Source organism: Actinomadura barringtoniae, from assembly GCF_017573505.1.
Lineage (GTDB): Bacteria > Actinomycetota > Actinomycetes > Streptosporangiales > Streptosporangiaceae > Spirillospora > Spirillospora barringtoniae.
Genome location: NZ_JAGEOJ010000007.1, coordinates 422,243 through 447,001, shown reverse-complemented (window position 1 = coordinate 447,001; position 24,759 = coordinate 422,243). Strand labels below are relative to the sequence as shown.

25 protein-coding genes are annotated in these 24,759 nt (G+C 71.6%); 13 read left to right on the top strand and 12 right to left on the bottom strand.

Annotated features, from left to right (window positions below; genetic code table 11):
• Window positions 1-131: 131 nt before the first annotated feature.
• Window positions 132-1,058: an endonuclease/exonuclease/phosphatase family protein gene (locus J4573_RS19775; RefSeq protein WP_208257202.1), complete on the top strand. Its 927-nt coding sequence runs from the start codon at window positions 132-134 to the stop codon at window positions 1,056-1,058.
• A gap of 24 nt (window positions 1,059-1,082) precedes the next feature.
• On the opposite strand, the gene J4573_RS19770 is transcribed toward J4573_RS19775, so the two are convergent.
• From J4573_RS19770 to J4573_RS19740, 7 genes are all read right to left on the bottom strand, one after another.
• Window positions 1,083-1,406 (bottom strand): hypothetical protein, encoded by a 324-nt coding sequence (locus J4573_RS19770; protein WP_208257201.1) that lies wholly within the window; start codon window positions 1,404-1,406, stop codon window positions 1,083-1,085.
• Between the two features lie 71 nt (window positions 1,407-1,477).
• Complete coding sequence (locus J4573_RS19765; RefSeq protein ID WP_208257200.1) at window positions 1,478-3,034, bottom strand: long-chain-fatty-acid--CoA ligase; 1,557 nt, start codon at window positions 3,032-3,034, stop codon at window positions 1,478-1,480.
• Window positions 3,035-3,123: 89 nt separating this feature from the next.
• The gene (locus tag J4573_RS19760; RefSeq protein WP_208257199.1) at window positions 3,124-3,294 is read right to left on the bottom strand and encodes a hypothetical protein; all 171 of its coding nucleotides are present in this window, start codon (window positions 3,292-3,294) and stop codon (window positions 3,124-3,126) included.
• Window positions 3,295-3,328: 34 nt separating this feature from the next.
• Complete coding sequence (locus tag J4573_RS19755) at window positions 3,329-4,150, bottom strand: hypothetical protein (RefSeq protein ID WP_208257198.1); 822 nt, start codon at window positions 4,148-4,150, stop codon at window positions 3,329-3,331.
• 7 nt (window positions 4,151-4,157) lie between these two features.
• Window positions 4,158-4,838 carry a class I SAM-dependent methyltransferase gene (locus J4573_RS19750; protein WP_208257197.1) on the bottom strand — a complete coding sequence of 227 codons (681 nt, stop codon included), beginning with the start codon at window positions 4,836-4,838 and terminating at the stop codon, window positions 4,158-4,160.
• Window positions 4,835-5,503: a TIGR04282 family arsenosugar biosynthesis glycosyltransferase gene (locus J4573_RS19745; protein WP_208257196.1), complete on the bottom strand. Its 669-nt coding sequence runs from the start codon at window positions 5,501-5,503 to the stop codon at window positions 4,835-4,837. Before J4573_RS19745 ends, J4573_RS19750 begins: the two co-directional genes overlap by 4 nt.
• Window positions 5,500-6,180: a glycosyltransferase family 2 protein gene (locus tag J4573_RS19740; RefSeq protein WP_307796721.1), complete on the bottom strand. Its 681-nt coding sequence runs from the start codon at window positions 6,178-6,180 to the stop codon at window positions 5,500-5,502. The genes J4573_RS19745 and J4573_RS19740 overlap by 4 nt, the downstream gene beginning before the upstream one ends.
• Window positions 6,181-6,347: 167 nt before the next feature.
• On the opposite strand from J4573_RS19740, the gene J4573_RS19735 reads away from it, so the two are divergent.
• Window positions 6,348-7,070 carry a response regulator gene (locus tag J4573_RS19735; protein WP_307796720.1) on the top strand — a complete coding sequence of 241 codons (723 nt, stop codon included), beginning with the start codon at window positions 6,348-6,350 and terminating at the stop codon, window positions 7,068-7,070.
• The gene (locus J4573_RS19730; RefSeq protein ID WP_243773233.1) at window positions 7,067-8,185 is read left to right on the top strand and encodes a sensor histidine kinase; all 1,119 of its coding nucleotides are present in this window, start codon (window positions 7,067-7,069) and stop codon (window positions 8,183-8,185) included. The genes J4573_RS19735 and J4573_RS19730 overlap by 4 nt, the downstream gene beginning before the upstream one ends.
• A 26-nt stretch (window positions 8,186-8,211) precedes the next feature.
• On the opposite strand, the gene J4573_RS19725 is transcribed toward J4573_RS19730, so the two are convergent.
• Window positions 8,212-9,231: an NAD-dependent epimerase/dehydratase family protein gene (locus J4573_RS19725; RefSeq protein ID WP_208257194.1), complete on the bottom strand. Its 1,020-nt coding sequence runs from the start codon at window positions 9,229-9,231 to the stop codon at window positions 8,212-8,214.
• A 383-nt stretch (window positions 9,232-9,614) separates the two neighbouring features.
• On the opposite strand from J4573_RS19725, the gene J4573_RS19720 reads away from it, so the two are divergent.
• Together J4573_RS19720 and J4573_RS19715 are read left to right on the top strand one after the other, a co-directional pair.
• A complete protein-coding gene (locus tag J4573_RS19720) occupies window positions 9,615-11,054 on the top strand; it encodes an FG-GAP-like repeat-containing protein (RefSeq protein WP_307796718.1) in 1,440 nt (479 codons plus the stop codon).
• Between the two features lie 133 nt (window positions 11,055-11,187).
• The gene (locus J4573_RS19715) at window positions 11,188-12,636 is read left to right on the top strand and encodes an FG-GAP and VCBS repeat-containing protein (RefSeq protein ID WP_208257193.1); all 1,449 of its coding nucleotides are present in this window, start codon (window positions 11,188-11,190) and stop codon (window positions 12,634-12,636) included.
• Between the two features lie 143 nt (window positions 12,637-12,779).
• Here the strand turns inward: J4573_RS19715 and J4573_RS19710 are convergent, their stop codons facing one another.
• Window positions 12,780-13,151: a hypothetical protein gene (locus J4573_RS19710; RefSeq protein ID WP_208257192.1), complete on the bottom strand. Its 372-nt coding sequence runs from the start codon at window positions 13,149-13,151 to the stop codon at window positions 12,780-12,782.
• A 333-nt stretch (window positions 13,152-13,484) separates the two neighbouring features.
• On the opposite strand from J4573_RS19710, the gene J4573_RS19705 reads away from it, so the two are divergent.
• From J4573_RS19705 to J4573_RS19695, 3 genes are all read left to right on the top strand, one after another.
• Window positions 13,485-13,823 carry an STAS domain-containing protein gene (locus J4573_RS19705; RefSeq protein WP_208257191.1) on the top strand — a complete coding sequence of 113 codons (339 nt, stop codon included), beginning with the start codon at window positions 13,485-13,487 and terminating at the stop codon, window positions 13,821-13,823.
• A gap of 149 nt (window positions 13,824-13,972) precedes the next feature.
• On the top strand, window positions 13,973-14,704 hold the full coding sequence (locus J4573_RS19700; RefSeq protein WP_208257190.1) for a glycosyltransferase family 2 protein: 732 nt from the start codon (window positions 13,973-13,975) through the stop codon (window positions 14,702-14,704).
• The gene (locus J4573_RS19695; protein WP_208257189.1) at window positions 14,701-16,221 is read left to right on the top strand and encodes an MptA/MptB family glycosyltransferase; all 1,521 of its coding nucleotides are present in this window, start codon (window positions 14,701-14,703) and stop codon (window positions 16,219-16,221) included. Before J4573_RS19700 ends, J4573_RS19695 begins: the two co-directional genes overlap by 4 nt.
• Here J4573_RS19695 and J4573_RS19690 read toward each other — a convergent pair.
• Entirely contained in the window at window positions 16,103-18,391 is a 2,289-nt protein-coding gene (locus tag J4573_RS19690; protein ID WP_243773232.1) for a hypothetical protein, read from the bottom strand. The two genes, J4573_RS19695 and J4573_RS19690, sit on opposite strands and share 119 nt — an antisense overlap.
• A 39-nt stretch (window positions 18,392-18,430) precedes the next feature.
• Between J4573_RS19690 and J4573_RS19685 the strand changes: the two genes are divergently transcribed.
• From J4573_RS19685 to J4573_RS19665, 5 genes are all read left to right on the top strand, one after another.
• Complete coding sequence (locus J4573_RS19685) at window positions 18,431-19,828, top strand: glycosyltransferase 87 family protein (RefSeq protein ID WP_208257188.1); 1,398 nt, start codon at window positions 18,431-18,433, stop codon at window positions 19,826-19,828.
• Complete coding sequence (locus J4573_RS19680) at window positions 19,828-20,274, top strand: DUF4446 family protein (RefSeq protein WP_208257266.1); 447 nt, start codon at window positions 19,828-19,830, stop codon at window positions 20,272-20,274. The genes J4573_RS19685 and J4573_RS19680 overlap by 1 nt, the downstream gene beginning before the upstream one ends.
• A gap of 66 nt (window positions 20,275-20,340) precedes the next feature.
• The gene (pheA, locus tag J4573_RS19675; RefSeq protein WP_208257187.1) at window positions 20,341-21,258 is read left to right on the top strand and encodes a prephenate dehydratase; all 918 of its coding nucleotides are present in this window, start codon (window positions 20,341-20,343) and stop codon (window positions 21,256-21,258) included.
• Between the two features lie 110 nt (window positions 21,259-21,368).
• A complete protein-coding gene (locus tag J4573_RS19670; protein ID WP_208257186.1) occupies window positions 21,369-23,039 on the top strand; it encodes a hypothetical protein in 1,671 nt (556 codons plus the stop codon).
• Between the two features lie 161 nt (window positions 23,040-23,200).
• Entirely contained in the window at window positions 23,201-23,995 is a 795-nt protein-coding gene (locus tag J4573_RS19665; protein WP_208257185.1) for a class I SAM-dependent methyltransferase, read from the top strand.
• Here J4573_RS19665 and J4573_RS55405 read toward each other — a convergent pair.
• Window positions 23,979-24,173 carry an inositol monophosphatase family protein gene (locus J4573_RS55405; protein WP_279575513.1) on the bottom strand — a complete coding sequence of 65 codons (195 nt, stop codon included), beginning with the start codon at window positions 24,171-24,173 and terminating at the stop codon, window positions 23,979-23,981. The genes J4573_RS19665 and J4573_RS55405 overlap by 17 nt on opposite strands.
• A complete protein-coding gene (locus J4573_RS19660) occupies window positions 24,095-24,733 on the bottom strand; it encodes an inositol monophosphatase family protein (RefSeq protein WP_279575512.1) in 639 nt (212 codons plus the stop codon). The genes J4573_RS55405 and J4573_RS19660 overlap by 79 nt, the downstream gene beginning before the upstream one ends.
• Window positions 24,734-24,759 lie beyond the last annotated feature (26 nt).

Below are 24,759 nucleotides of genomic sequence, written 5' to 3'. Positions count from 1 at the left end.
ACGGCGGGTGCGGGGTGGTTCTTCACGTACGCTCGAGGCGCCGGGTTTTACCCGAGTCGGTGGCGCAAATGTTGCTCTTTGTGGTGGGATGCAACGTGATCGCCCCCGCTTGATTCCCCTATGGAGACTGTGTGCGAGCCCCCCGCGCTGTCGTCCCCCTGCTCGCCGTGACCGGCGCGACCGTCGTGGTCGTCACCGCCGGTGCCGGCGCCGCCATCAAGGGAGGATCCAGCGGCCACTCCGGCCCGGCCTCCGCGGCCGACACCGCGAGCAGGCCCGCCGTCCCGGTGAACGTGCTCACCTGGAACGTCTGCGGGAACAAGTCCGCGCACTGCCCGCTCGGCGCCGACCCGGCCAAGCTCGCGGCGACGATCTCCTACACCGCGCAGAACGCCACCGTCGACGGCACCAAGGCCAGGGCGAACGTGGTGTTCCTGCAGGAGGTCTGCTCCGGCCACGTGAAGAGGCTCGGCGGTTACGGCTGGCTGAGGTCGTGGAGCTGGGCGTTCGCCCCCGCCAAGCAGGCCGACGGCAAGCCGAAGACCTGCGCGAACGGCCAGGGCCAGTTCGGTGTCGCGCTCGGCAGCGCGCAGAAGCTCGGCAACGTGACCAGGACCTACCTGAAGTCGCCCAAGTTCGAAGGCCGCGTCGCCGTCTGCGCCAACGTCGCCAGCTGGTCCGCGCGCCTGTGCACCGCGCACCTGAGCTCCGGCATGAAGGCCGACGATCCGACGGGCGCTTACCGCAAGGTTCAGACCGCGAGGCTGAAGAGCCTCGTCGGCGCCGGCACCGGCCGCGTCGTCCTCGGCGGCGACTTCAACGACCAGCCCACCAAGCCCGCGCTGGACGTCCTCTACGGCGCCTACCGCGAGTGCGACCAGGGCACCGGCGTCACCCACGGCGGCGAGAGCACCCACCAGAACGCCAAGGGCAAGGCCTGGGAGAAGCTCGACTACATCTTCACCGGCAAGACCGCCACGGTCTCCTGCGACGTTCCCAACTCGGTGGTCCGTTCCTCCGACCACCGCCCGGTGATCGCCGCCATCACCCTCCGCTGACGCCGCCACCCTCCGCTGACGCCGTCAGATCACGCTCTCGTCCCACGGGTTCGGGAGTGCGAGCGTACGGATGAGGGCGGCCTGCAAGCGGTGATAGGTGGCCGATTCCCAGTAGCGGTCGGCCGCTTCGGGCCTGCGGGCAGCGCGCCGCTCCATCGCGGCGGCGGTTCGTTCGTGCGCTTCGGCCAGGCCGATCAGAGCCCGACCGGCCCCCCGCCGGATCTTCTCCAGCCGGAGACATGCCTGGTCGACCCGGGTGCGAGTACGCTCCAGGTTCCTCAAATGGCGGCTGGTCAGGTTGAGGCTGCGGTGGCTCGGCGCGATGGTGCGGACCCCGGTCTCGTTCACAGTCTCAGGATCCACACGGAGTCACGCCGTGACTACAGATTTCCAAATTTAGGTATCTGAGCAGTGCCGGATCAGTGAACGGCTCGGTCCTGGCCCTCCCAGTAGGGGGCGCGGAGCTCGCGCTTGAGGATCTTGCCGGTGGGGTTGCGGGGGATGGCCTCGCGGGCCTCGACGGAGGTCGGGCACTTGAAATGGGCGAGGCGCTCGCGGCAGTAGGCGATCAGGTCGGCCTCGGTCGCGTCGCCGGAGAGGACCACGATGGCGCGCGGGGTCTCGCCCCACTTGTCGTCGGGAACGCCGATCACCGCGCAGTCGTCGACCTCGGGGTGGCCCATCAGGACGTTCTCCACCTCGGCGGGGTAGATGTTCTCACCGCCGGAGATGATCATGTCCTTCACGCGGTCGTGGATGTAGAGGTAGCCGTCGGCGTCCAGGTAGCCCGCGTCGCCCGTACGGAAGAAGCCGTCGGGGAGCAGGGCCGCCGTGGTGGCGTCGGGCAGGCCCCAGTAGCCCTTCATGTTCTGGGGCGTACGGCAGAGGATCTCGCCCACCTGGCCGAGCGGCACCTCGTCGAGGCTGGCCGGATCGACGATCTTCAGCTCGCACTCGGGGTTGGGCAGGCCGGCGCTGCGCAGGCGGGCCGGGTCGGGGCCGTCCAGGTCGTGGTCCTCGGCGGGCAGCGCGGTGATGGCCCCGGTGGTCTCGGTCAGGCCGTACACCTGCATGAAGTGCGCGTTCGGAAGCATCGCCATCGCGCCGCGCAGGACGTCCTCGCTGATCGGGGACGCGCCGTACAGCACGAGCTGGAGCGTGGACAGGTCGGTCTCGGCGACCTCGGGCATGAGCTGCATGAACTGGAGCAGGACCGGAACGAGGAAGACGTGCGTGACGCGGTTGCGCTCGATCTCCCTGGCGATGACGACCGGGTCGGGCTCGCGGACGATCACGCCGGTGATGCCGTCGAAGATCGCGCAGATCGTCAGCCCGTTGCCCGCCACGTGGTACATCGGCATCGCGACCATGAGGACGGCGTCCGAGCCGATCCCCCACAGATCGTTGGTGAGGGGGAGCAGAGCGGTGTAGTTGTCGTGCGTCAGCATCACGCCCTTGGGCAGCCCGGTGGTGCCCGACGAGTAGAGCTGGACGAACACGTCCGAGGTGTCGACCTGGTGCGCGGGCGGGGTGGCCTCGTACGCACCGACCCACGTCTCGTAGTCGAGGTGGGGATGGCCGGAGCCGCCGATGACCACCAGATGCGTGGTGTGCTCGAGCTTCCCGGCGATCGCGTCGAGGACGGGCAGGAACTCGGGTCCGATGACGAAGACCTTCGCCTGCGCGTTGTTGACGACGTACGCGACCTCGTCGGGCGCGAGCCGGTAGTTGACCGGGACCTGGACCGCGCCGAGGCGGGCGGCGCCGAAGAGCAGCTCGGCGTATTCGATCGAGTTCTTGTCGAGGACGGCGACCCGGTCGTCATGCCAGACACCGGCGGCCTGGAGCGCCGCCGCCGTCTGGTCGACCCGCCGGTCGAAGTCCGCGTAGGTAATCTGCTCGTCGCCCGCGATGAGCGCGAGACGGTCTGGGTGCTGCCGCGCACGCTCGCGCAACACCTCGGTCAGTCCTGGCACGGGGGCCCCTCTCGCCGGTGACCGCATGTTCGTCTGCGCATCATGCGGTCACCGCGCGGCGTGGGGCAAGGGGCTGCGGCCCCCGTGCGCTACCGGCTTCGGGAAAGCTTGGAGACCAGCGTCACCGCCAGTACGACCAGCACGGCGACGAAGCCGATGAAGAAGAACATCTTGAGCATCGACATGATCGCGCCGACCACCGTGAAGAGCAGCCACACGGCGAGAATGACGCCCACAATCGTGAGAATTGTCCGACCCATGCCCCCAAGGTATGCGCCGGCCCGATCTCCGTCATCACCCTCCGGGACGATCCTGGGGCGGCCACGGCCCGCCGGGCGGCGGAGGCGGACCCTGAGGCCCGGCCGGGGGAAACCCTGGCTGCCCGTGCCCGCCGTACGGCGGCTGACCGGGGGCGGGTTGACCGGGGGGCGGCGGCGCGCCGGGGTACTGCGGCTGGCCCGGGTGCTGCGGTTGGCCCGGGTGCTGCGGCTGGCCCGGGTACTGCGGTTGGCCGTACGGCCCGGGCGCCTGCATGCCGGGTACCGGCTGGCCGGGTGCGCCAGGGGCCCCAGGTGTGCCGAAGGCGACTGCGGCGCCGCGCGGTGCCGAGTTCTTGGACGCGCTCATGACCCGCAGGAACGCCACGCCACCGCCGGCCGCCAGCGGCAGGATGATGAAGATCACGCCCCAGACGCCCTCGATCTGGGTCATGAAGTGGATGCAGAAGTCCAGGTCGATGCGGTCGACGGGGATGGTGTCGCCGCTCACGATCGCGTACGCGAGGAACCCGAGCAGGCTGCCGACGCGGTCGGCGACCAGTGCCGCCGGGGCGGCGAGGATCGGGGCGAGCGGCCCCTGCGGGCGCAGCGGCAGGACCGCGGCCCCGACGACGACGCCGGTGATGATGCTCAGCACGGCGCCGACCAGGCGGTAGGTGGTCAGGCTCATGGGCAGCCCGCCGGTGGCCGCGATGCCGCCGCCCAGCGCGTAGTCGAGGATGCACGTGAGGACGGCGCTGACGGCCGTCGCGAACGCGCCGCCCACCATGACCGCGATGAACACCGCGACCGGGCTGGAAGGGGGCCGGGACTGTGACGTTCGGGCCGGGGGGAGCATCCGGCCATTAAAGCGGCTCTGGTCCACCCCGGTCACTGGGTCGTACGGCACCGGTTCGTACGGCATTGGTTCGTTTGGTGAGCGCGGCGAACCAGCGGCCCGCCTCCGTCCACTCATCTGCGAGGGCGAGCCCGCAGGCTGCCGCGAGCGGCCCGGTGTCGTCGATCGACAGGTGGGCCCACCGGAACCAGTCGCCGGTGCGGGCGGGCGTGCGCAGCCGCACCCATTCGGCACGGCTGGGAACGCCGGGCGGCTCGACCTCCACCAGCAGGAGTCCCCCGCGCCGCAGCAGTTCCGCGGAACGGCGCAGCAGCGCGGCCGGGTCGCCGTCGATGCCGATGTTGCCGTCCGCGAGCAGGAGCGTCTGCCAGCGGCCCGTCCCCGGCACGCGGTCGAAGATGCTCCGGCAGAGCGCGAGGCCGCCCGCCGCCTGGGTGAGCGCGACCGCGTACGGGGTGATGTCGATGCCGAGCGACGGGATCCCCCGTTCGCCGAGCGCCGTGGTCAGCCGCCCGGGTCCCGAACCGATGTCGAGCGTCGGGCCCGAGCACCGGTCGAGCAGCCCGTCGTCGCCGGGGCGCGCGCCCATCCACTCCTCGACCCGCAGCGGCGTACGGCGCCCGTCGGCGTGCTCGATCTCGGCGGCGCCGGTCCCCGCCAGCGAACTCTCGTACAGGTCCCCGATCACGTGGCCGCCACGGGGCGGAGCGTCGAGCCGAGCGCCTGGACGGCGGCGGGGAAGCGGCCTCCGGGGCGACACAGGCTCGCGACGTGCAGGGCGTCTGCTGCGGTGTCGACATCGGTGAGCTCGGGCGACGTCGCGATCGAGAGTCCCGCGCCGCGCAGCCGGGCGAGCTGAGCGGCCCCGGTGTGCGGCTCGCTCATCGGAACGCCGCGAATGAGATCGGGATCGGGTCGGCGGAGCCCGAGCAGCCAGAAGCCTCCGTCGGACGCCGGGCCGAAGACCGCGTCGTGCGTGCGCAGCGCCTCCGCGGCCTCGGTCAGCAGGCCGGGAGTGACCTGCGGTGTGTCCATGCCGATCAGAACGAGTGGCCGTCCGGCGTAAGCGTCGGCGAAGGCGTGGCCGAGCCGTTCGTCCAGGCCCGCGCCGCGCTGCGGGATCACGGTCATGCCGTACGGGAGCCAGTGGCCCGGCCGGCCGGCGAGAGCGAGAGTCCGCCGGCCGGCCGGTGTCTCGGCGACCGCGGTGAGGGTGTCTGCCAGCGCCGCCTCGGCCAGCGCGGCGCCCTCCTCCGGCGTGCACGGCGGCGTCAGCCGCGTCTTGACCCGCCCGGGGATCGGCTCCTTGGCGATCACGATGAGGTCGGCCACCGCCCGCTCGCCCCGGCTCATCGGTGCGCCCCCACGACCGTCTTCACCGGGACGTCGTGCTCGGCCAGTACGCGGCGCATGTCCCGTACGGCTCGCATCGTGCCGCGGACAGTCCCGGTGACCTTGGAACGGCCCTCGCGCGGGTGGTACGCGACGTCCAGCTCGTTGATCCGCCAGCCCGCCCCGGCCGCGCGCAGAACCATCTCCAGCGGATAGCCGAAGCGCATGTCGGTCAGCGCGAGATCCTCCAGCGCCTCGCGCCGCATGGCACGCATCGGGCCGAGGTCGTGCAGCCGCGTTCCGGCCCGCCGGTTGAGTGAACGCGCCAGAACGGCGTTCCCGAGCCTGGCGTGGACCGGCCAGGCGGCGAGCGAGGTCGGACGCCTCCGCCCGAGGACGAGGTCGGCCGTGGCCAGCCCGTCCACCACCCTCGGCAGTTCCCCCGGATCGAGCGAGGCGTCCGCGTCCATGAAGCACACGACCTCGGCCGTCGCGGCGGCCAGGCCCGCGTGGCAGGCGGCGCCGAACCCGCGGCGCGGCTCGTGGACCACCAGCGCGCCGTGCGCGGCGGCGATCCCGGCGGAACCGTCCGTCGAGCCGTTGTCGACGACGATCGGGCGGTGGCCGTCCGGCATCCGGTCCAGCACCCACGGCAGTGCGGCGGCCTCGTTGAGACAGGGGAGCACGACATCGATCACACTGGTGACGCTAGGCCCGCGAGGCTCATTCAACTCTTACGGAGTGATGACGTGAACTGCGGATCGGGCCAGGTCAGCCGTAGCGTGAGAACCGTGATCAGTACATCCTTCCGGGCACCGGGGCCGTGCGAGCCGTCCGGGCCGTCCGGGCCGTGCCAGGCGGCCTCGTGGTGACCCCCGCCGACGTCGCCGGCCGCATCCTGGTCGTGGACGACGACCCGACCGTGGCCGAGGTCGTCGCCCGCTACCTGCAGCGCGATGGGCACCAGGTGGAGTGCGTGGCCGACGGCGTCGAGGCCCTGCGCCGCGCCCAAAGCGACCCGCCCGACCTGATCGTGCTCGATCTGATGCTGCCCGGGATGGGCGGCCTGGAAGTGTGCCGGCGCCTGCGCGAGACCTCCCCCGTTCCGATCGTCATGCTCACCGCGCTCGGTGAGGAGACCGACCGGCTGGTGGGGCTGGAGACCGGCGCCGACGACTACGTGACCAAGCCGTTCAGCCCGCGCGAGCTGGCCCTGCGCGTGAAGTCGGTGCTGCGCCGCGCACGCGGGGCGCTCGTCCCCGGCGGAACGGGCGTGCTGCGCGACGGCGACCTGGTCGTCGACGTCAGCGCGCACGAGGCGAGCCGGGGCGGCGAGGAGCTGGCGCTCACCGCCCGCGAGTTCGACCTGCTGGTCTTCCTGATGCGCAACCCGCGCCAGGCGTTCGCCCGCGACCAGCTGTTGCAGCAGGTGTGGGGCTGGTCGTTCGGCGACTCCTCCACGGTCACCGTCCACGTGCGGCGGCTGCGGGAGAAGATCGAGCCCGACCCCACCGTCCCGGCCCGGATCGTCACCGTGTGGGGGGTCGGCTATCGCTACGAGCCGACGGAGACGGAGGCCGGCTCATGATGATCCCTCTCCAGGACCTGCTGTGGGTCGCCTGGTACTCGGCGCTCGCCGCGGCGATCGTGGCGGGCGTCGGCCTCGCGCTGCTGCACGCGCTGCGCGGCAGCTCGGTCGCGATCCAGCTGACCGTCGTCGGCGTCTCGACCGTCCTCGCCACGCTGTCGGGGATCGTCGTGATCTCACTGATGATGATGATCAACGACCATGACCTCAAGGTCGTGCTGACCGTGGTGACCGCCGCGGGCGTGGTGGCGGTCGCGGTGTCGGTCCTGCTCGGACGCCGCCTGGTGGCCGCCAACCGCGTGCTGGTGAACGCCGTGCGGTCCGAGCCGTACGAGATCCCGGCGGCCCGGCTGCCCGCCGAGCTGGCCGAGCTGTCCCGCGAGCTGGACGCCGCGTACGAACGCCTCGCCGCCGCCCACCGGCGCGAGCAGGCGCTGGAGGCGAGCCGCCGGGAGCTGGTCGCCTGGGTGAGCCATGACCTGCGCACTCCCCTGGCCGGGCTGCGCGCGATGGCCGAGGCGCTGGAGGACGAGGTGGTAGCCGATCCGGGCACGGTCGCCCGCTACCACCGGCGCATCAGGGTCGAGTCCGACCGCTTGACCGAGATGGTCGACGACCTCTTCGAGCTGTCGCGCATCCACGCGGGCGCGCTGCGCCTGTCGCGCAGCCGGATCGGCCTGGACGACCTGGTCGCCGAGGCGCTGGCGAGCGCGGAGGCGCTCGCCCGGGCCAAGGGCGTGCGGCTGCAGGGCGCGGTGCAGCCGGGCCTGCCCGTGGAGGCCGACGCCGGTGAGCTCGGCCGCGCGCTGCGCAACCTGGTGGTGAACGCGATCCGCCACACCCCGAGCGACGGAACGATCGAGATCACGGGCGAGGAACGCGACGGCGCCGCCTGCGTGACCGTGGCGGACGCGTGCGGCGGCATCCCCGAGGAGGATCTGCCGCGCGTGTTCGACGTCGCGTTCCGCGGCGAGACCGCCCGGACACCGGGCGGCGGCGCGGGACTCGGCCTGGCCATCGCGCGCGGCATCGTCGAGGCGCACGCGGGGGAGATCGGCGTGGTGAACGCGGGCGACGGCTGCCGCTTCGTCGTCCGGCTCCCCCTGGGCGGCTAGGCGGCCTTTAGGCGGCCTATCGGCAGCTAGGAGACCAGTTCGCTCTCGGCGGCGAACTCGGCCATGCCGTCCTCGAACGCGATCTGTGCGCGGAAGCCGAGCTCGGCGGCGGCGCGGCCGGGGGAGGCGACGATGTGGCGAACGTCGCCGAGCCGGTGGGCCCCTGTGACCACCGGCTCGGGACCGCCGCACGCACGCGCGAGGGCGTGCGCCATCTCGCCGACGGTGTGGGGGTGCCCGCTGGCGACGTTGTAGGGCCGCAGCCCGCCCGCCGGGCGCTCGGCGACGGCCTCGACGGCCAGGGCGTTCGCGACGGCGACGTCACGGACGTGAACGAAGTCGCGGCGCTGGGCGCCGTCCTCGAAGACCTGGGGAGCGCGGCCGTTGGCCAGGTGGGAGCGGAAGATGGCGGCGACTCCGGCGTACGGGGTGTCGCGCGGCATCCTCGGCCCGTAGACGTTGTGGTAGCGCAGGGCGATCGCGCGGCCGCCGGTCGTACGGGCCCATGAGGCCGTCAGGTGCTCCTGCGCGACCTTGGTGTCGGCGTAGACGTTGCGCGGATCGAGCGCGGCGGACTCGGTGACGGTCCCGGGCGCGAGTGGTTGTCCACAGGCTGTGCACAACGGTTCGAACCGGCCCGCGTCGAGTGCTTCGGCCGTACGGGGCAGGGGCCTGGCCGGTCCGTGCTCGGCGCACTCGTACGCGCCCTCGCCGTACACGACCATCGACGAGGCCAGCACGAGGCCGGTCACGCGTGCGCGCGCCATCTCGGCCAGCAGCACGGCGGTGCCGAGGTCGTTGGTGGACACGTACCCCGGAAGGTCCATGATGTCCACGCCCAGCCCGACCATCGCGGCCTGATGGCAGACGACGTCGACCCCGGCCAGATGGCGGGCCACGGTCGCGGCATCGCGCACGTCGCCGCCGTTGCCGTCAGCGCCGCCGTCGGTCAGGTCAAGGCCGCGTACGTCGTGGCCGCGCCGGAGGAGTTCCTCGGCGATGTGCGATCCGATGAATCCGGCGGATCCGGTGATGAGCACCTGCATGCTTCGCACGCTAATCCTGCGGCGGCGAGGTGGGGCGGGCCCGGCCGGTCACGTACGCGAACCGTAAGAACTCTCCGAGAGTCGATTTGTCGACAAATCGATAGGTCGCTCTCCGTGGTCGCGACGGAGTCTGTGATCAGCGCCTCATCGGTGATCTAGCTCATCGTGGACCCACGCGCCGGGCTCGTCCGGGCTCCGCAACGGCGTCCGAGGCAACTGATGATCTGGTCATTGACCAGGCATTACTTGCAAAGCCATCGAGCCCCCAGATGTCCCGTTGTGGGTCGCGTCACATCAGATAAGGGATTGCTTACAGGGAGTAGCGTTCCTGGAGTTATTGGACACCGCGTTTATAACCGGTTGCTCATGCCTCGGGAGACTTTGTGCGTAGTGGAGTGGCGGCGGCCGGCCTCGCGGCGAGCCTGATCCTGGGGCTCGCTGTCCCTGCCTCAGTCCTAGCCTCCGCCTCTGCGGCGGCGGCGGCGCGTGCGGCGGGCAGGCCGTACGACTTCAACGGCGACGGCTACCGCGACCTGGCGATCGGCAGCCCCAGCGCCACCGTGGCGGGCAGGCGCGGCGCCGGGCTCGTGAGCGTGCTCTACGGGTCGCGCAAGGGCCTGAACGGCGCGCGCAAGAAGGTGATCAGCCAGGCCACGGCGGGTGTCCCAGGCGCTCCCGAGGCGGGCGACCACTTCGGTTCCTCGCTGGCCTCGGCCGACTTCGACCGGGACGGCTACGCCGACCTCGCCATCGGTGCCCCCGAGGAGGACGCGGGCGGCAAGACCAATGCGGGCGGCGTGACGATCCTGTGGGGCTCCCGGAAGGGACTGGGCAAGGGCAGCGCCTACGGGGAAGCGCGTACGGCAGGCGCCCTGCACCGGTTCGGCGAGGAGCTGACCGTCACCGACATCCAGGGCGACGGCTCCCCCGAGCTCATCGTCACCGTTCCCGGCACCAGCACGTTCACCTGGATCTACTTCAACACCCGGACCACGGCGTCGAAGCCGGGGACGGCGTCAGCAGCGGGGCGTGCGGACGTGGACAGGTCGTGGGTGGCGGCCGGTGACATCAACGGTGACGGGCGCGGCGACGTGGTCTACGGCTGGTACGACTACGACGGCGGCGAGGTCTCGCAGCGGCGCGGCTTCACGGTCTTCTACGGCGGCGCGAACGGGCGGTTCAGCACGGGCCGCACGGTCTACACGACCGTTCACGCGCTCGCGGTCGGGGACTTCGACGGTGACCGGCGCGCGGACGTCGCGGTCGGGGACACCTACGACAAGCCTTCCGTCGGCGGCCGGGTGACCGTCTACCGGGGCTCGATGTTCGGCCTCGGCGGCTCGTACGGCATCGACCAGGCCACGCCGGGCGTGCCGGGCGCGGGGATCAACGAGGACCTGTTCGGCTACTCACTCGCCGTGGGCGACGTCAATCGCGACGGCCGCGCCGACCTCGCGGTCGGTGCGCCCCGGGTCGACATCGGGCGGACGTTCAACGTCGGCCGCGCGTACGTGCTGTTCGGTGCGCCGGGCGGGCTCACCGGCCGTGGCGCGCAGGCGATCACGGAGAACACCAAGGGCGTGCCCGGCACCGCCGCGGCGTACGAGAACTTCGGCACGCAGGTCGGGCTCCTCGACCACGACGGGGACGGCGCCGCGGACCTTACGGCCGGTGCGCCCGACGAGGATCGGGGCAACGGCGGGGTCACGTTCGTGCGCGGCGGCAAGGGCGGTCTGACGACGCGAGGCGCGGCGGTCGTGGGCGCCGGTGCCCTCGGTGTACGGGGCAAGGGAGCGCATCTTGGCAACCGGCTGGGCCACTGAACCAGCGATGAGATCGGCTGAACTCCGGATTAGTAAGGAAAGTTTTCCGGGTGGGTAAACCGCGCATTCTGGACACACGTCACTTCTGTATCGCGCGTCATACAGACGTGCTCGTTCCGGAAGGTCCGTTCAGTTGCGCAAGCGTGTCCTCCCCCGGCTGGTCGCCGGTGTCGCCGTCACGGGCTGCGTCGGCGCCCTCGGCCTCACCGCCCTGGCGCCCGCCGCCTCAGCCGCCTCGCCCGCCAAGCCGTACGACTTCAACGGCGACGGCTACCGCGACCTGGCGATCGGCAGCCCGAACGGCAAGGTGAGCGGCAAGGCCGGCGCCGGCTTCGTCACCGTGACCTACGGCTCGCGCGGCGGCCTCAACACCGGCAAGCGCCAGGTCCTCACCCAGGACACCAAGGGCGTCCCCGGCGCGGCCGAGGCGGGCGACCACTTCGGTTACGCCGTGACCTCCGCCGACTTCAACCGGGACGGTCGCGCGGACCTGGTCGTCAGTTCCCCCGACGAGGACTCCTCCAAGAAGAACGTCGGCAGCTTCACGGTCTTCTACGGGACCAAGTCGGGGCTCTCCACCCATGCCTACAGCTCAGGCGTTTCCGGTTCCTCAGCCAACGAGCGGGTCGGGCTCTCCCTGACGGCTGGAGACTTCAACCACGGAGGCCACGCCGACTTCGCCTACTCCGGCACTTACGGCTGGGGCTGGTTCGCCTACGACCCGGGCGCGAGGTCGGCGCGGGCCGTTCAGCACAGGCTGGCCGTTCCGGGTGCGCGGTCCACCGCGTTGAGCCCCGTCACCGCCATGGTCTACAGCGGCGACATCCTCGGCCTGGGCTACCCGCAGATCGTGCTCGCCTGGCGGGACCCCAAGTCCACGCAGTACCGCAACGACGTCAGCATCTGGTCGGCCAAGAACCGGGACGAGCTCACCATGAAGTCGAACGTCTCCGCCGAGGTCGGCCCGATCGCGGTCGGCGACTTCAACGGTGACCGGCGCGCCGACGTGGCGATCGGCCAGCCGGGCGACGGCGGCCACACCGGCGGCCGGGTGACCGTCTTCGCGGGCTCGGTGAACGGCGTCCACCAGTGGGCCCAGACCTCGTTCAGCCAGAACACCGCCGGGATCCCCGGCGCGAGCACCGCCGGCAACCGCTTCGGCGCCGACCTGTCGGTGGGCGACGTCAACCACGACGGCAAGGCCGACCTCGCGGTCGGCGCCCCGGGCGTCAAGGTCGGCTCCGCCGGTGGCGCGGGCGGCGCGTACCTGCTCTTCGGGCGGGCGAACGGGCTGACCGGCACGGGCGCGCAGTGGATGTCGCAGGACACCGCGGGTGTGCCGGGCGGTGCGGAGCGCGGCGACGCGTTCGGCGCTCAGGTCGCCCTGGGGGACAACAACCGTGACGGCCGCGCCGACCTGACGATCGGCGCTCCGGGGGAGAACCGCGGCGACGGTTCGGTGACCCTCATCAAGGGCCGCGCGTCGGGCGTCCTGCCGATCGCGGGCGCGTTCGCGTTCGGGCCCGGCACCTTCAAGGTGAGCGGCAAGGGCGCGCAGCTCGGCCTCCGCCTGGGCGACTGACAGCGGGTCGCCTGGGCGACTGAGAACGGGTCGCCTGGCCGACTGACAGCGGTTCGTCTAGCCGACTGAGAACGACTCTCCATGGTCGCGGCGTTCGCGGGGGCCGCCGCGGCCTTGGGGAGCGGGGCAGCAGCCTTGACGGCTCAGCGCTCGATGGCCTCGTCGATGGCGCGGAACGTCGGGCAGGGCCAGCGCCACATGCAGGCGCGGCAGCGGCGGATCGGGCTGTCGGGGTCGCTGGTGATGCCGCCCGCGTCCTGGGGGCGGTGCAGGTCGAGCAGCCGGATGCCGAGCTCGGCGAACGTGATCACTTCATCCCGTGCCCCGGCGATGAAGGTCAGGTCCTCGCGCGACAGGCGGGTCCGGATGGGCACGAAGCCCGACTTGTTGATCAGGCGGGACAGGTACTGCGTGGAGGATCTCCACGAGTTGGATTTCTCCGAGCGGGCCCGGATGGCCTGCAGCCGTTCGCGCAGCCGGACCTCGCGCGGATCGACGCTTCGCTCGGCCTTCATCTGCGGCTCATCCCCCGGTGCGGGGCGGTGGCCGTCTGGCACTTCCGCTGTTCCACCTGCTCAGCCTCCCTCACTCGGCGCGCGCGTGAAGGGCGAATCGGCCAGTTCACCGGGTCCGGTGACGGCCAGGTGGCGGTCCGGGCAGGACACCGGCGAATCGTGATCATGTAGGCGACCGCGGCGAGGAATGCGGCGGCCGACGCGCCGAATGGCCGTGTATTCGGTGAATCATGGGGGCTTGTCACGGTGCCGAACCCCCCTGACACGCCCAAACGACACGGGACTTACCGAACTCCCTGGCTCGCCGGCCGTCGGCCCGATAGTGTGCCGGGCGTGGAGCTAAACGTCTCGACTGCGTCTCAGGGAGGTCACGCCGTCGTCACAGCGACCGGCGAACTCGACCTGTACACCGCGCCTCGCCTGCAGACGGCCCTTGCCGGGCTGCTGCGCGAACAGCAGGTCGACCGCATCGTGGTCGACCTGAGCGGTGTCGAGTTCTGTGACTCGACCGGCATGAACGTGCTGCTCGCCGCCATGAAGCGGCTGAAGGAGCAGGGCGGCATGCTCGAGTTGGCCGCGCCGCGCCCGGCGGTGAAGCGGATCCTGCAGGTCACCGGGCTTGACACGGTGTTCTCCGTGACCGACGCGGTCCCCGCGATGGACGCCGGCTGACCGCCCGCGTCCTGACCCGTCCATAACCGTCAACGACCCGCGGGGCCACGCCCTGCGGGTCGTCCTTATGCCCGGACGCCCGCCCGGGATGCGGCCCGTCGCGTGGCGACCGCCCTGTGCGGGCGCCCGTCGTCGCTACGATCGCCGGTATGCAGGATGTAGCGGTGATCATCCCGGCCAAGGACGAGGCGGACCGGATCGCGGCGACCGTGAAGGCGGCCCTGGAGCTGCCCGGCGCCGATCTGGTGGTCGTGGTCGACGACGGCTCGTCCGACGGAACGGGCCGGGTGGCCGAGTCGGCCGGCGCCCGCGTCGTGCGGCACAGCCGCAACCGGGGCAAGGGCGCGGCGATGGAGAGCGGCGCCGAGGCCGTACGGCTGCTGGACGACGGCCGTGACCAGCCCCGCCACCTGCTGTTCCTGGACGCCGACCTGGCCGAGACCGCGCGCGAGGCGGCGCCGCTCGCCGAGCCGGTGCGGCGCGGCGAGGCCGACATGACGATCGCGGTGTTCTCGTCGACGGTGAAGCTCGGCGGGCACGGCTTCGTCGTCCGGCTGTCGCGCGACGGCATCAAGCGCGCCACCGGTTTCGAGGCCACCCAGCCGCTGAACGGCCAGCGCTGCCTGACCCGCGCCGCGTTCGAGGCCGCGCGTCCGCTGGCCGCCGGGTTCGGGGTCGAGACCGCGCTGACCATCGACCTGCTCCGCAAGGGCTTCCGGGTCGAGGAGGTCGAGGTGCCGCTGGCCCACCGCGCCACCGGCACCGACTGGCGCGCTCAGGTGCACCGCGGCCGGCAGTTCCGCGACGTGGCCCGTGCCCTCGCGACGCGCGACCCCGCCGTGACGCGGCGCCTGGCCCGGCTTCGCGGCCGTCGCCCGTGACCTCTGCCGACGCGGCCGGCGGCCGGCGGCTGGGAGGTGCGGGACTCGGCCTCGTCGGGGGCAGCGTCGCGTGTTTCCTGGTCACGGCGTTGCTCGGCCCGTCGGCGATGCAGCCCGCTCTCCCCGGAAAGTCCGGTCAGCCTCCCTACTCTCTGACCGTCCATCCCTCCCCGTACCTGGTGATCGGCCTTGTCGCGGCAGGGATCCTGGCCGGGGTGGCCGGGCTCGGGCTGTGCATGCCGGCCGTACGGCGGGGCTGGCGGCCTCGGCCGTTCCCGCTGCTCATCGCCGGATTGCTGGTCACGGCGGCGTTCTCGTTCATGCCGCCGATCGGCTCCGGTGACCATCTCAACTACGCGGCGTACGGGCGGATGGCGGTCACCGGCCACGACCCGTACGTCACGCGCTCGGTGGACGTGCCCGGCGACCCGGTGATCGGCGCGGTCGAGGAGTGGCGGACCACGCCGTCGGTGTACGGGCCGATCGCCACCGCGCAGGAGGCGTTCGCCTCGTGGATCGGCGGCGAGTCGATGCGGCTCACCGTCTTCGTGCTGTCGGTCACCAACGCGCTGGCGTTCGTGATCACGGCGCTGGTGCTCTACCGGAGCGCGGGCGGCGAGCCCGGGCGGCTGCGCGGCGTGCTGCTGTGGACGTGCAACCCGCTGCTGCTGTTCCACCTGGTCGCGGGCGCGCACAACGACGTGCTCGCGATCGCGCCGATGGTCGCCTCGGTCGCTCTCTTCTCGGCGGCGAAACGCGCGGGCCTGTGGCGAACGCTGGCGACGGGCGCACTGGTCGGCGCGGGCGTGGCGATCAAGCTTCCGGCCGCGCTGGTCGGAGGCGGACCGGCCTGGGTCCTGCCGCGGCGCGCGTTCTCCGAACGGGATCGTCGCGCCTGGTGGGGGCTGGTCGCGCTGTTCGGCGGCGCCGGGCTGGTCGCGTTGATCGCGTTCACCGCCGCCGGTTCGCACGCGTTCGACCAGGTGCGGAACGCCAGCAACATGGTCTCGTTCGCCACGCCCTGGCATCTGGTCGACACCCTGCTCGGCCGCGGCGGGCAGCGCACCATCATCAAGATCGGCTGGCTGGCGCTGATGGTCGTGCTGGTCGTGCTGCTGGCCCGCGCCCTGCCCGGTGAACGGGACGAGCCCGCCGGGCAGAGCCGCCGGATCGCCGCCGCGCTGGTGATCGCCTGGCTGTTCGCGGCGCCGTACGAGCTGCCCTGGTACGACGGGTTCGGCTGGGCGGTGATCGCGCTGCTCCCCTGGTCGCGCTTCGACGCGATCCTGCTCGCGCACACCGGGGCGCTCAGCCTGGCCTACCTGCCCGCCCGCGATCCCAAGCTGATCCGGCTGCCGGACGGGCTGTCCTGGCTGTTCACCGCGGTCCGGCCGGTGGTCATCCCGTTGGCGCTGACCGGGGTTCTGGTCGCGCTGATCCTGGCGTGCCGCCGCCCGGAGCGTCCAGCTCCAGCGCCCGGACGGTCGCCGCGAGCACCAGCGGGATCGCGAGGCTGAACGCGACCGCGAGGATCACCACGCCCGAGTCGTTCACCAGCGTGCCGATGATTCCGACGGTGAGGGAGCAGACCAGCGCGGGCCGCGTCGTGTCGCTGTGCGCGTACGCCCGGTCCAGCAGCGAGGCCCGCCAGCGCGTCGGCCGCATCAGCACGAAGTAGAGGAAGATGATCGCGCCCGCCAGCGGCACCGTGAACGGCCAGAACCCGAGGCTGCCGATCATCGAGTCGAACTTGCGGGTGACGGTGCCCCAGGCGTCCCCGTTCACCAGGTCCTGCCAGAACCGGCCGAGGTGCGTCGGGTGGGCGCTCCGCGCGTTCCAGTACGAGATCGCCAGCACCAGCACCACGCCGGCCAGGCCGAACAGCCCGACCTTGACCAGCGACACCCGGCGACCGGAGATCATCAGGCCGAGCATGGCGAACGTCGGTACCAGGGCCAGCACGCCGCCGAAGTCGGCGCCCCAGGCGGGCAGGCCGTCGATCGCGACCGCGGCCACGCCGATCACGGCGACGAGCGCGATGGCGAGGTCCTTACGGCCCTGCCGCAGCGGGTATTCGGCCAGCCAGGCCGCCGTCAGGATCGCCGCCACCGCGAACAGCGCGAACGCCTGATTGCCGAAGCCGTAGAAGCGGCCCGCGACGATCGCCGTGTAGCCCAGCAGCGTGTTGATCTGCAGGTTCGAGCCGGTCATCACGTCCAGCGCGAGCACGGTCGCCGTGATGGCGGCGATCACCAGGCCGGGCGTGGTCACCGATCCCCGCCAGGGACCGGCGAGCGAGACCGAGGCGATCAGCGCGCCGAAGCCCAGGACCGTGACGATCAGGACCGGGATGGGATGCGGGACCTGCCACCAGGGCACCAGCCCGGCGAGGAACGACGCGCACGGGATCGCGCCCCAGAACAGAGCGACGAAACGCGTGCCGTTCAGGATCCGCAGGCGGGTGCCCTGGCCCTTCCAGCGCCGCCGCAGTGCCAGCGCCGCGATCCCGTACAGGACGAGCTGCGTGCTGCCCAGGACCAGGAAGAACGACCCCTGGACGCGGCGGACCGCCTGCGCGGCGACGTCCTGCTCGCGGAGCGTCTCGACCTTGTCCGCGGTGCTCGCGTCACTGGCCTTGGCGTCCCACGGTGAGCCGACGGCCTGCTCGGGCTGCGGGAGGTTCAGCAGCTGCAGCGCGGTCGCGGTCAGGTCGGTGAGGGTGACCAGCCCGTCCTGGCGGGTGGCGCTGGAGGTCAGGTAGCCCGGCTTGAACGGGGTTCCCTTGGCGATCGCGACGCGGAGGTGGGCCTGGGGCTTGACGTCGGAGAGGCCCGCGATGAGGACGACGGCGTTCGAGGGCAGCCCGGCCAGGACCTTGGCGACCTGCTGGTCCGCCGCGGCCGCCGCCGCCAGCCGCTTCTTGCGCGGGACCGGGACCTGGTCGCCCTTGGGGTCGACGCCCGCGCTGACGAACGTGCGGAAGAGGCCGTCGATCTCGACCGCGGTGAGCCCGCAGCGCGTCCAGTCGGCCGCCGTGGCCTTGTCCGGAGAGGCGACGTAGTGATCGACCTTGCCGGAGCCGTCCGCGAGCCCGAAGACCGCGCCCGGCCCGACCGCCGTGGTGCACATCCGGGCCTTGTGGACGGCGTCGCCGAGCAGGCCCACCTGCGCGTGGTACGAGGTGTGGGCGTTGTCGTTCTTGATCATCTGCCAGCCGGGGGCGACGGCGCCGCCCTCGGGGGGCGCGACCCCACCGGAAACGGGCTGACCAGGCAGAACGGGGGCCGAGGGTAGTCCGCAGTTCCCGTTCGCCATCCGGGCCCGCTGGCCCGCCGACAGCGTCAGCCAGCCGTCCATCGGGCAGGTGCTGGGGCGCGTCGTACGGACACTGAGCCCGCCCGCGCCGCCCTCACCGGTCAGCCGCCACAGCGTCGGTGTCCGGTGCTCGCCGAGGTCGCTCCACATCAGCCCCGGAATCCCGATGACCACCGTGGGCGCGGGCGCGGGCGCGGCTGCGGCTGTGGACGCGGCCGTGGCGGCCGGGACCCGGTCGGCGTGGGCCGCGGCGGGACGCAGCGAGATCAACAAGCTGAGCACGCCCAGCGCGGCGACGCCGACCACCGTCTTGATCAAGACGGCCCCGTGCGTGCGCGCCGGAGTGCCCGATACCAGCCCCCGTTGCCCCATGCGTCAAGGTTAGTGGGCGGCTTACGCCAGGATGGGAACATGCGTGCAGGCAACGACGGCCGCGAGGCGATCAAGGGATCGCGGCCCGCTCGGCGGTGGGGGAGGCCCCGGAGCCCGCAGGATCTGCTGATCCTGGCGGCCGGGATCGCCGTCGCGGTCGCGGTGATCGCGCCGATCGTCGCGCACTGGCTGACGAACCCGCCCGACCAGCGGCTCGTCGACCTCGAGGTCTACCTGGACGGCGGGAACGCGGTCCGCCGCGGCGCGCCCCTCTACGACGTCCTCACCCAGCCGCCGCAGCTGCTGCCGTTCACCTACCCGCCGTTCGCCGCGATCCTGGCCGTCCCGTTCACCTGGATGTCCTGGCAGGGCGACCAGTGGGCGTGGACCGTTCTGATGTACGCGGCGCTGGCGATCATCGTCTGCTACGCGTTCCGCGACCTCATCGCCCGCGCCGGCCGCTGGGCGCCGGTCGCCGCCGGCGCGCTGGTCGGCGCGGCCGGATGGATGTGGCCGAGCTTCGACCAGATGCGGTTCGGGCAGGTCGGGTTCTTCCTGATGGCGCTCTGCCTGGCCGACTGCGCCGCCCGGACGGCCCGCTGGCCGCGCGGCATGCTGGTCGGCCTCGCCATCGCGATCAAGCTCGTGCCGGGCGTCTTCCTCATCTACTTCCTCATCACCGGCCGCCGCGACGCGCTGAAGAACGCCGTGCTGACCGCCGCCGCGGCCACCCTCGGCACGTTCGCGCTGCTGCCCGCCGACTCCAAGGACTACTGGTTCGGCGCACTCCTGGAGGGCGGCGACCGGACCGGATCGATCACCGCCACCACCAACCAGGCGGTCAACGGCATGGTGTCCAGGCTGATCCCCGAGGGACCGGTCCGTTCCCTGCTGTGGCTCGTGCTGGCGCTCGCGGTCGCCTACATCGGCTTCCGGTACGCCCGCCGCGCCTCCATGGTCGCCGACCGCCTCGCCGGGCCAGGACCGTTCGGCCCGTTCAACGGCACCGACCTCCTGCCGCCCGCCGACCGCGCCGCCGGACCGGCCGCCTACAGCGCCCTGCTCGCCGCCATCGCGATCACCGGCCTGCTGTCGGTCCTGCTGTCCCCGGTGGGCTGGATGCACCACCTCGTTTGGATGATCGCGGTTCTCGGGGCTTTGGCCGGTGACGGACGGGACACGCGAAGATGTCTGATCGCCGCCGCGCTCTGGGTCTACTTCCTCTTCCCGCTGCCCTGGTGGGGTGCCGCGATGTCGGGCCGCAACCACCTTCTCATCACGCGTTTCTTCGGCCGGATCATCCAGGACGCCTTCGGCCTCGCCGCTGTGATCTTGATCATCGTACTGGGAAGATGGCTGGTGGACAGGCTGGTGAGCGGCCCGGATCGGCCGGATCCTTCTCCGAGTGAGCCCCGGGTCGGTACGCTCGCCCCGTGATGCTGGTAGCGGTGGCCGTCGCCGGTTTGGTTGCCGGGGTGGCCGGACTGTCCATCGCGGTGGTGGCCCACAACAGGGTGAACCAGGTCGTCGAGGAGTGCGCGGAAGTGCTCCGGCGGCAACTTCAGGTCGCCAGCGGGGCCGTCGACAATCAGGCGCTCCGTGATCTCGCCATCGTGCACTACGACGCGCTGAAGGAGATGTCGGGCCACCGATCGTTCTCGCTCGCCCTGATCAACGCGACGGGCGACGGTGTCGTCGTGAGCTCGATCAACGGGCGCACCGAGACCCGCACGTACGCCAAGGTCGTCCGGGACGGGCACGCCCTCGAGACGCTGTCCCCCGAGGAGAACCAAGCCCTGCGGGCCGCGCGTCTCGGCAAGGGCCCGGTCGTCACGATGGACGACCCGCTGCCCGACTTCGGCGCCTCCTCGGCCCGCGCCTGATCTCCCACCGGCACGGCACGTACACTCGTTCCTCACAACCCGCCGTGCTCACGGAGTAGACCTTTCATGCGATACGCCTACCTGGGACCGCAGGGCACGTTCACCGAGGCCGCGCTCCGCACCATCCCGGGCGCCGCCGAGGCCGAGCACGTGCCCCTCTCGACCGTTCCCGCGGTCCTGGACGCCCTGCGCAGCGACAAGGTCGACGGCGCCGTCGTGGCCCTGGAGAACTCCGTCGAGGGCTCGGTCCCGACCACCCTCGACGAGCTGGCGACCGGCGACCAGCTCCAGATCGTCGCCGAGATCCACATCCCCGTCTCGTTCGCTCTCCTGGTCCGCCCCGGAACGAGCTTCGGCGACATCAAGACGGTCTCCTCGCACCCGATCGCGCAGCCCCAGTGCCGCCGCTGGCTCGCCGAGCACGTCCCCGACGCCGAGTGGCGCGCCGCGACCTCCAACGCCGAGGCCGCCCAGCACGTCGCCGACGGCCACTACGACGCCGCCCTCGCCGGCTCGTTCGCCGCGGCCCGCTACGGCCTGGACGTCCTCGCCGAGGACATCCACGACGTCGCCGACGCCGTCACCCGCTTCATCGAGCTCCGCCGCCCCTGCGCCCCGCCTCCCCCGACCGGCATGGACCGCACCACCGTGGTCGCCTTCATCGGCGAGGACCACCCGGGCGCCCTCCTGGAGATCCTCAACGAGTTCTCCATGCGCGGCATCAACCTGACCCTCATCCAGTCCCGCCCCACCGGCGCCGGCCTGGGCTCCTACCTCTTCTGGATGGACTTCGAGGGCCACGTCCAGGACGCCCGCGTCGGCGAGGCCCTCATGGGCCTCCGCCGCGTCGTCGCCGACGTCCGCTACCTGGGCTCCTACGCCCGGGCCGACCAGGTCCGCCCCGAGATCCGCCGCGGCACCCACGACACCGACTTCACCGAGGCCGCCGCCTGGCTCACCTCCATCCGCTCCGGCCACGCCTGACCCCCTGACAAACGGTTGATCAAACCGCAACCTTTGTTTCCTGTTCTGCGGACAACCGCCCTTCACGCCCAACCGTCTCCTTCGTGCTGATCAACACGCGGAGGAGTGCTTTGCGTAGATTTCTGGCGGCCCTGGCCTCGCTCGTCGTGGTGCTGGCCGTGCTGCAACCGGGACGAGCGCTGGCGGGCCCCGCCGCCGATCTGCAGGTCGTCCAGGTCACGGCGGTCACCGCCAACGGCAACTTCATGAGTTACTACGAGCGCCCGTTCGGAGCGAAGGCGAGCGTCACCCATGATCTGCCGATCAAGCGCGTCCAGGCTCGCCTCTACAAGGCGGGCACGAACGACCTGGTCTCGACCAGCGACAAGCTGACCGCTCGCTCGGTCGACGACCGGAGGGCGGTCTACACGACCGACGAGCTCTGGGATCCACCGGTCGGCGACTACGAGATCGTGGTCACGGCCTGGGACGAGGGCGGCGACCAGCACGAGGGCCGCTCCGGCCTCGTCCGCAAGCGCCTCCCCACCCAGTTGGCGGAGGTCACGCAGGACCGGACCAAGGTCGACGACGAACACGACACGGTCACCATCACCGGCCGGCTGGTGCATCTGGACGCCGGCGGGGAGGCGCAGCCGCTCGTCGGCGTGCGCGTCTACGAGTACAACGGTGGCGTGGGCCTGAGCGCCCAGACCGACGCCGACGGCCGGTTCTCCCTGGTGTGGCGGACGACCGAGACGGGTCAGCTGCGACTGACCTCCGATCCGACCGGCCCGTACGCCCCGGCGACCATGAAGACCATCAGCGTCACCAGGCCTCGGTACGCCACCCGGATCACCGTGAGTGACACCCCCGCTCAGCGCGTGGGTGACCGGGTGGTCCTGACCGGCCTCCTGGAACGGCAGGACGACACCGGCTGGAGGGGCCTCGCCAACGCTCAGGTCGCGATCAACTTCCTGCAGATGGCAGGCATGGTCACCAGCCGTAGAGTGATGACGGTGGAGACCAGGGCGGACGGCCGGTTCACCGCCGAGGTCGCGGCCCTTGGGGCGGGCTGGTGGCAGGCGAACTTCGGCCCTGCCGGCGACTACGAGGCGGCCTACGCCAACACCGATCGCCGGAATCTGCTGTACACCACGGTGATCAACGGCTTCGACGCCGGGCCGGAGCCGATCATGGCCGGCTCGAAGATGACGGCACGCGGGCAGGTGCTCCGCAGTGGGGCGACCGGTCCGCAGGCTGTCGTGGCGGGTGCTCCCATCGCGCTGCAGTTCTCACCGGACGGCAAGACCTGGCGCGACGTGGTGCAGAGCACCAGCGGACCGCATGGCTGGTTCACGTTCACGTTGTCGGCGTCCGCGTCCACGGACGGTCAGTGGCGGGCCGTCTACCGCGGCGGGGGGTCCGGCAACGCATCGCCCTATACCGATGACGCGCCGAGCGTCAGCCCGGCGGACTACGTCAAGGTGCGTTTCTACACGCGGATCGCGTCGTTCAACGCCTCTCCGGAGCCCGTGCGGAAAGGGCGGACGCTGGCCGTCCAGGGGCGCCTCGAGCGGCTCGTCGGCACGTGGAAGCCGGGGAGCGGGGCGACCGTGGACGTCTACTTCAAGGCGAAGGATTCTGCGAGGTGGGCGCGGGTGGCCGTGGTGAAGACGGGGGCCAGTGGCTGGTTCCTGTGGAAGTTCAAGGCGTCCAAGGACGGTACGTGGCTGGCGACCTATGCGGGCAGCAGCACCTATCGTGGCGCCAGTAGCGTCGGCGACTACGTTGACGTTCGCTGACCGGCGGCCGGTCGGATTCCTGCCAGGGGAGTTCCGTTCACCTGGGAGCTGAAGTCCGGCCGGTCGTCTAGGGCCCATCGGGCCGGAGGGGCGTCTCCGGTTCGGTGGGCCCCTCTGGCTTTGGTTGACCCTAGTCAGGGGGTTACTCTTCTTGGGTGGCTATGGACTTCGACGAATACGAGCGCGAACTGTGGGCCGGGCGCGCCTCGGCCTACGAGCGCGGGTTCGCGCGGCTGACCTCGTACACCATCGATCCGTTGCTGGACGCGGGCGGCGTGGGGCGGGGGACGCGGATGCTGGACGTGGGGACGGGCCCGGGGTTCGTCTCGCTGGCGGCCGTGCGGCGGGGAGCCGAGGTGTCGGCCGTCGACGCCGACCCGGACATGGTCGAGACCGCCACCCGGAACGCGGGGATCGAGGTGCAGGAGGCGATCCTGCCGGAGGTCCCCTTCGAGGACGAGGAGTTCGACGCGGTCGTCGGCAACTTCGTGATCAACCACGTGGGCGAGCCGGATGTGGCGCTCAAGGAACTGCGGCGGGTGCTGCGGCCGGGCGGGCGGCTCGCCCTGACGTGCTGGAAGATGCCCGGAAGCGGCGCCCTGGCGATCGTGCGGGACGCGATCGAGCAGGTGGGGGTCGCCTGGCCGGACGACATCCCCAACACGCCCTTCCTGGAGTACGGCGAGGTGGGGCCGTTCCAGGCACTGGTGGCCGGGGCGGGCTTCAAGGCCGAGGTCGTCGAGATCACCTGGGACCACCTGGTCGACCCCGAGGAGTGGTGGGAGACCGGCGCCCTGTCGAGGGTGGGGACGAACGGCGTGATCGTGGGGCGCCAGGACGACGAGACCGTGGCGCGGATCAAGGGCGCCTACGACCTCATCGTCGGCGGCTATACGAAGGGCGAGGGGACCGTGGCCCTGCCCGCCCATGCCCTGCTGGCTAAAGGAACGAAATGACCTGGTCGTGGAGCAGGCCGTTGGTGACGACGGCGCAGCCCTGATCGATGCGGGGTGCGCCGGTGAGGTCGGTCAGCCGGCCGCCGGCCTCCTCGACGATCACCTTGGAGGCGGCCAGGTCCCAGATCTGGCCCCAGGGGTCGAGCGAGACGTCCAGGCGCCCTTCGGCGACGAGCATCTGGCCCAGAAGCCGCCGGAGCCCCACTCGTACAGGGCCGTGGTCGCGATCTCGGTGATCGCCGGGACGAGGCCGCGGCGGTTCCAGCGGTGCAGGGCGGCGATGGACACGTGGGCGTCTGACAGGGCGCTGACGCGGGACACCGCGATGCGCTCGCCGTCGGCGTACGCGCCCTGGCCCCGGGCGGCCCACCATCGGCGACCCAGGGCGGGCGCCGAGACGACGCCGACGGTGATCTCGGCGTCCTCCTCCAGGGCGATCAGGGTCGCGTAGACGGGGTGTCCGCGCACGAAGTTGTTGGTGTGGTCGACCGGGTCGATGATCCAGCGGCGGTGCGAGGCGGAGGGGCTGCTGCCCTGCTCCTCGCCCAGGACGGCGTCGGTGGGGTGCGCCCGGCGGATGTCGGCGCGCAGGGCCTGCTCCGTGGCGGTGTCGGCCTCGGTGACCAGTGAACGGTCGGGCTTGGACTGAACGGTCAGGTCGCCGGTACGGGCGAAATGACCCAGCGTGATCTCGTCGGCCCGGTCGGCCAGGGCGAGAGCGAACTCCAGATCGTCCATGACACCGAGCTTGCCGCGCGCTGATA

What these genes read in the sequence shown, in the direction of transcription:
- J4573_RS19760 (WP_208257199.1), bottom strand. Translation starts at nt 3,294, where the DNA reads ATGGGTCGGACAATTCTCACGATTGTGGGCGTCATTCTCGCCGTGTGG.
- J4573_RS19710 (WP_208257192.1), bottom strand. Translation starts at nt 13,151, where the DNA reads ATGAAGGCCGAGCGAAGCGTCGATCCGCGCGAGGTCCGGCTGCGCGAA.
- J4573_RS19680 (WP_208257266.1), top strand. Translation starts at nt 19,828, where the DNA reads ATGCTGGTAGCGGTGGCCGTCGCCGGTTTGGTTGCCGGGGTGGCCGGA.
- pheA (WP_208257187.1), top strand. Translation starts at nt 20,341, where the DNA reads ATGCGATACGCCTACCTGGGACCGCAGGGCACGTTCACCGAGGCCGCG.
- J4573_RS19660 (WP_279575512.1), bottom strand. Translation starts at nt 24,733, where the DNA reads ATGGACGATCTGGAGTTCGCTCTCGCCCTGGCCGACCGGGCCGACGAG.
- J4573_RS19745 (WP_208257196.1), bottom strand. Translation starts at nt 5,503, where the DNA reads ATGAGCCGGGGCGAGCGGGCGGTGGCCGACCTCATCGTGATCGCCAAG.
- J4573_RS19730 (WP_243773233.1), top strand. Translation starts at nt 7,067, where the DNA reads ATGATGATCCCTCTCCAGGACCTGCTGTGGGTCGCCTGGTACTCGGCG.
- J4573_RS19685 (WP_208257188.1), top strand. Translation starts at nt 18,431, where the DNA reads ATGCGTGCAGGCAACGACGGCCGCGAGGCGATCAAGGGATCGCGGCCC.
- J4573_RS19700 (WP_208257190.1), top strand. Translation starts at nt 13,973, where the DNA reads ATGCAGGATGTAGCGGTGATCATCCCGGCCAAGGACGAGGCGGACCGG.
- J4573_RS19755 (WP_208257198.1), bottom strand. Translation starts at nt 4,150, where the DNA reads ATGCTCCCCCCGGCCCGAACGTCACAGTCCCGGCCCCCTTCCAGCCCG.
- J4573_RS19665 (WP_208257185.1), top strand. Translation starts at nt 23,201, where the DNA reads ATGGACTTCGACGAATACGAGCGCGAACTGTGGGCCGGGCGCGCCTCG.
- J4573_RS19725 (WP_208257194.1), bottom strand. Translation starts at nt 9,231, where the DNA reads ATGCAGGTGCTCATCACCGGATCCGCCGGATTCATCGGATCGCACATC.
- J4573_RS55405 (WP_279575513.1), bottom strand. Translation starts at nt 24,173, where the DNA reads ATGCTCGTCGCCGAAGGGCGCCTGGACGTCTCGCTCGACCCCTGGGGC.
- J4573_RS19690 (WP_243773232.1), bottom strand. Translation starts at nt 18,391, where the DNA reads ATGGGGCAACGGGGGCTGGTATCGGGCACTCCGGCGCGCACGCACGGG.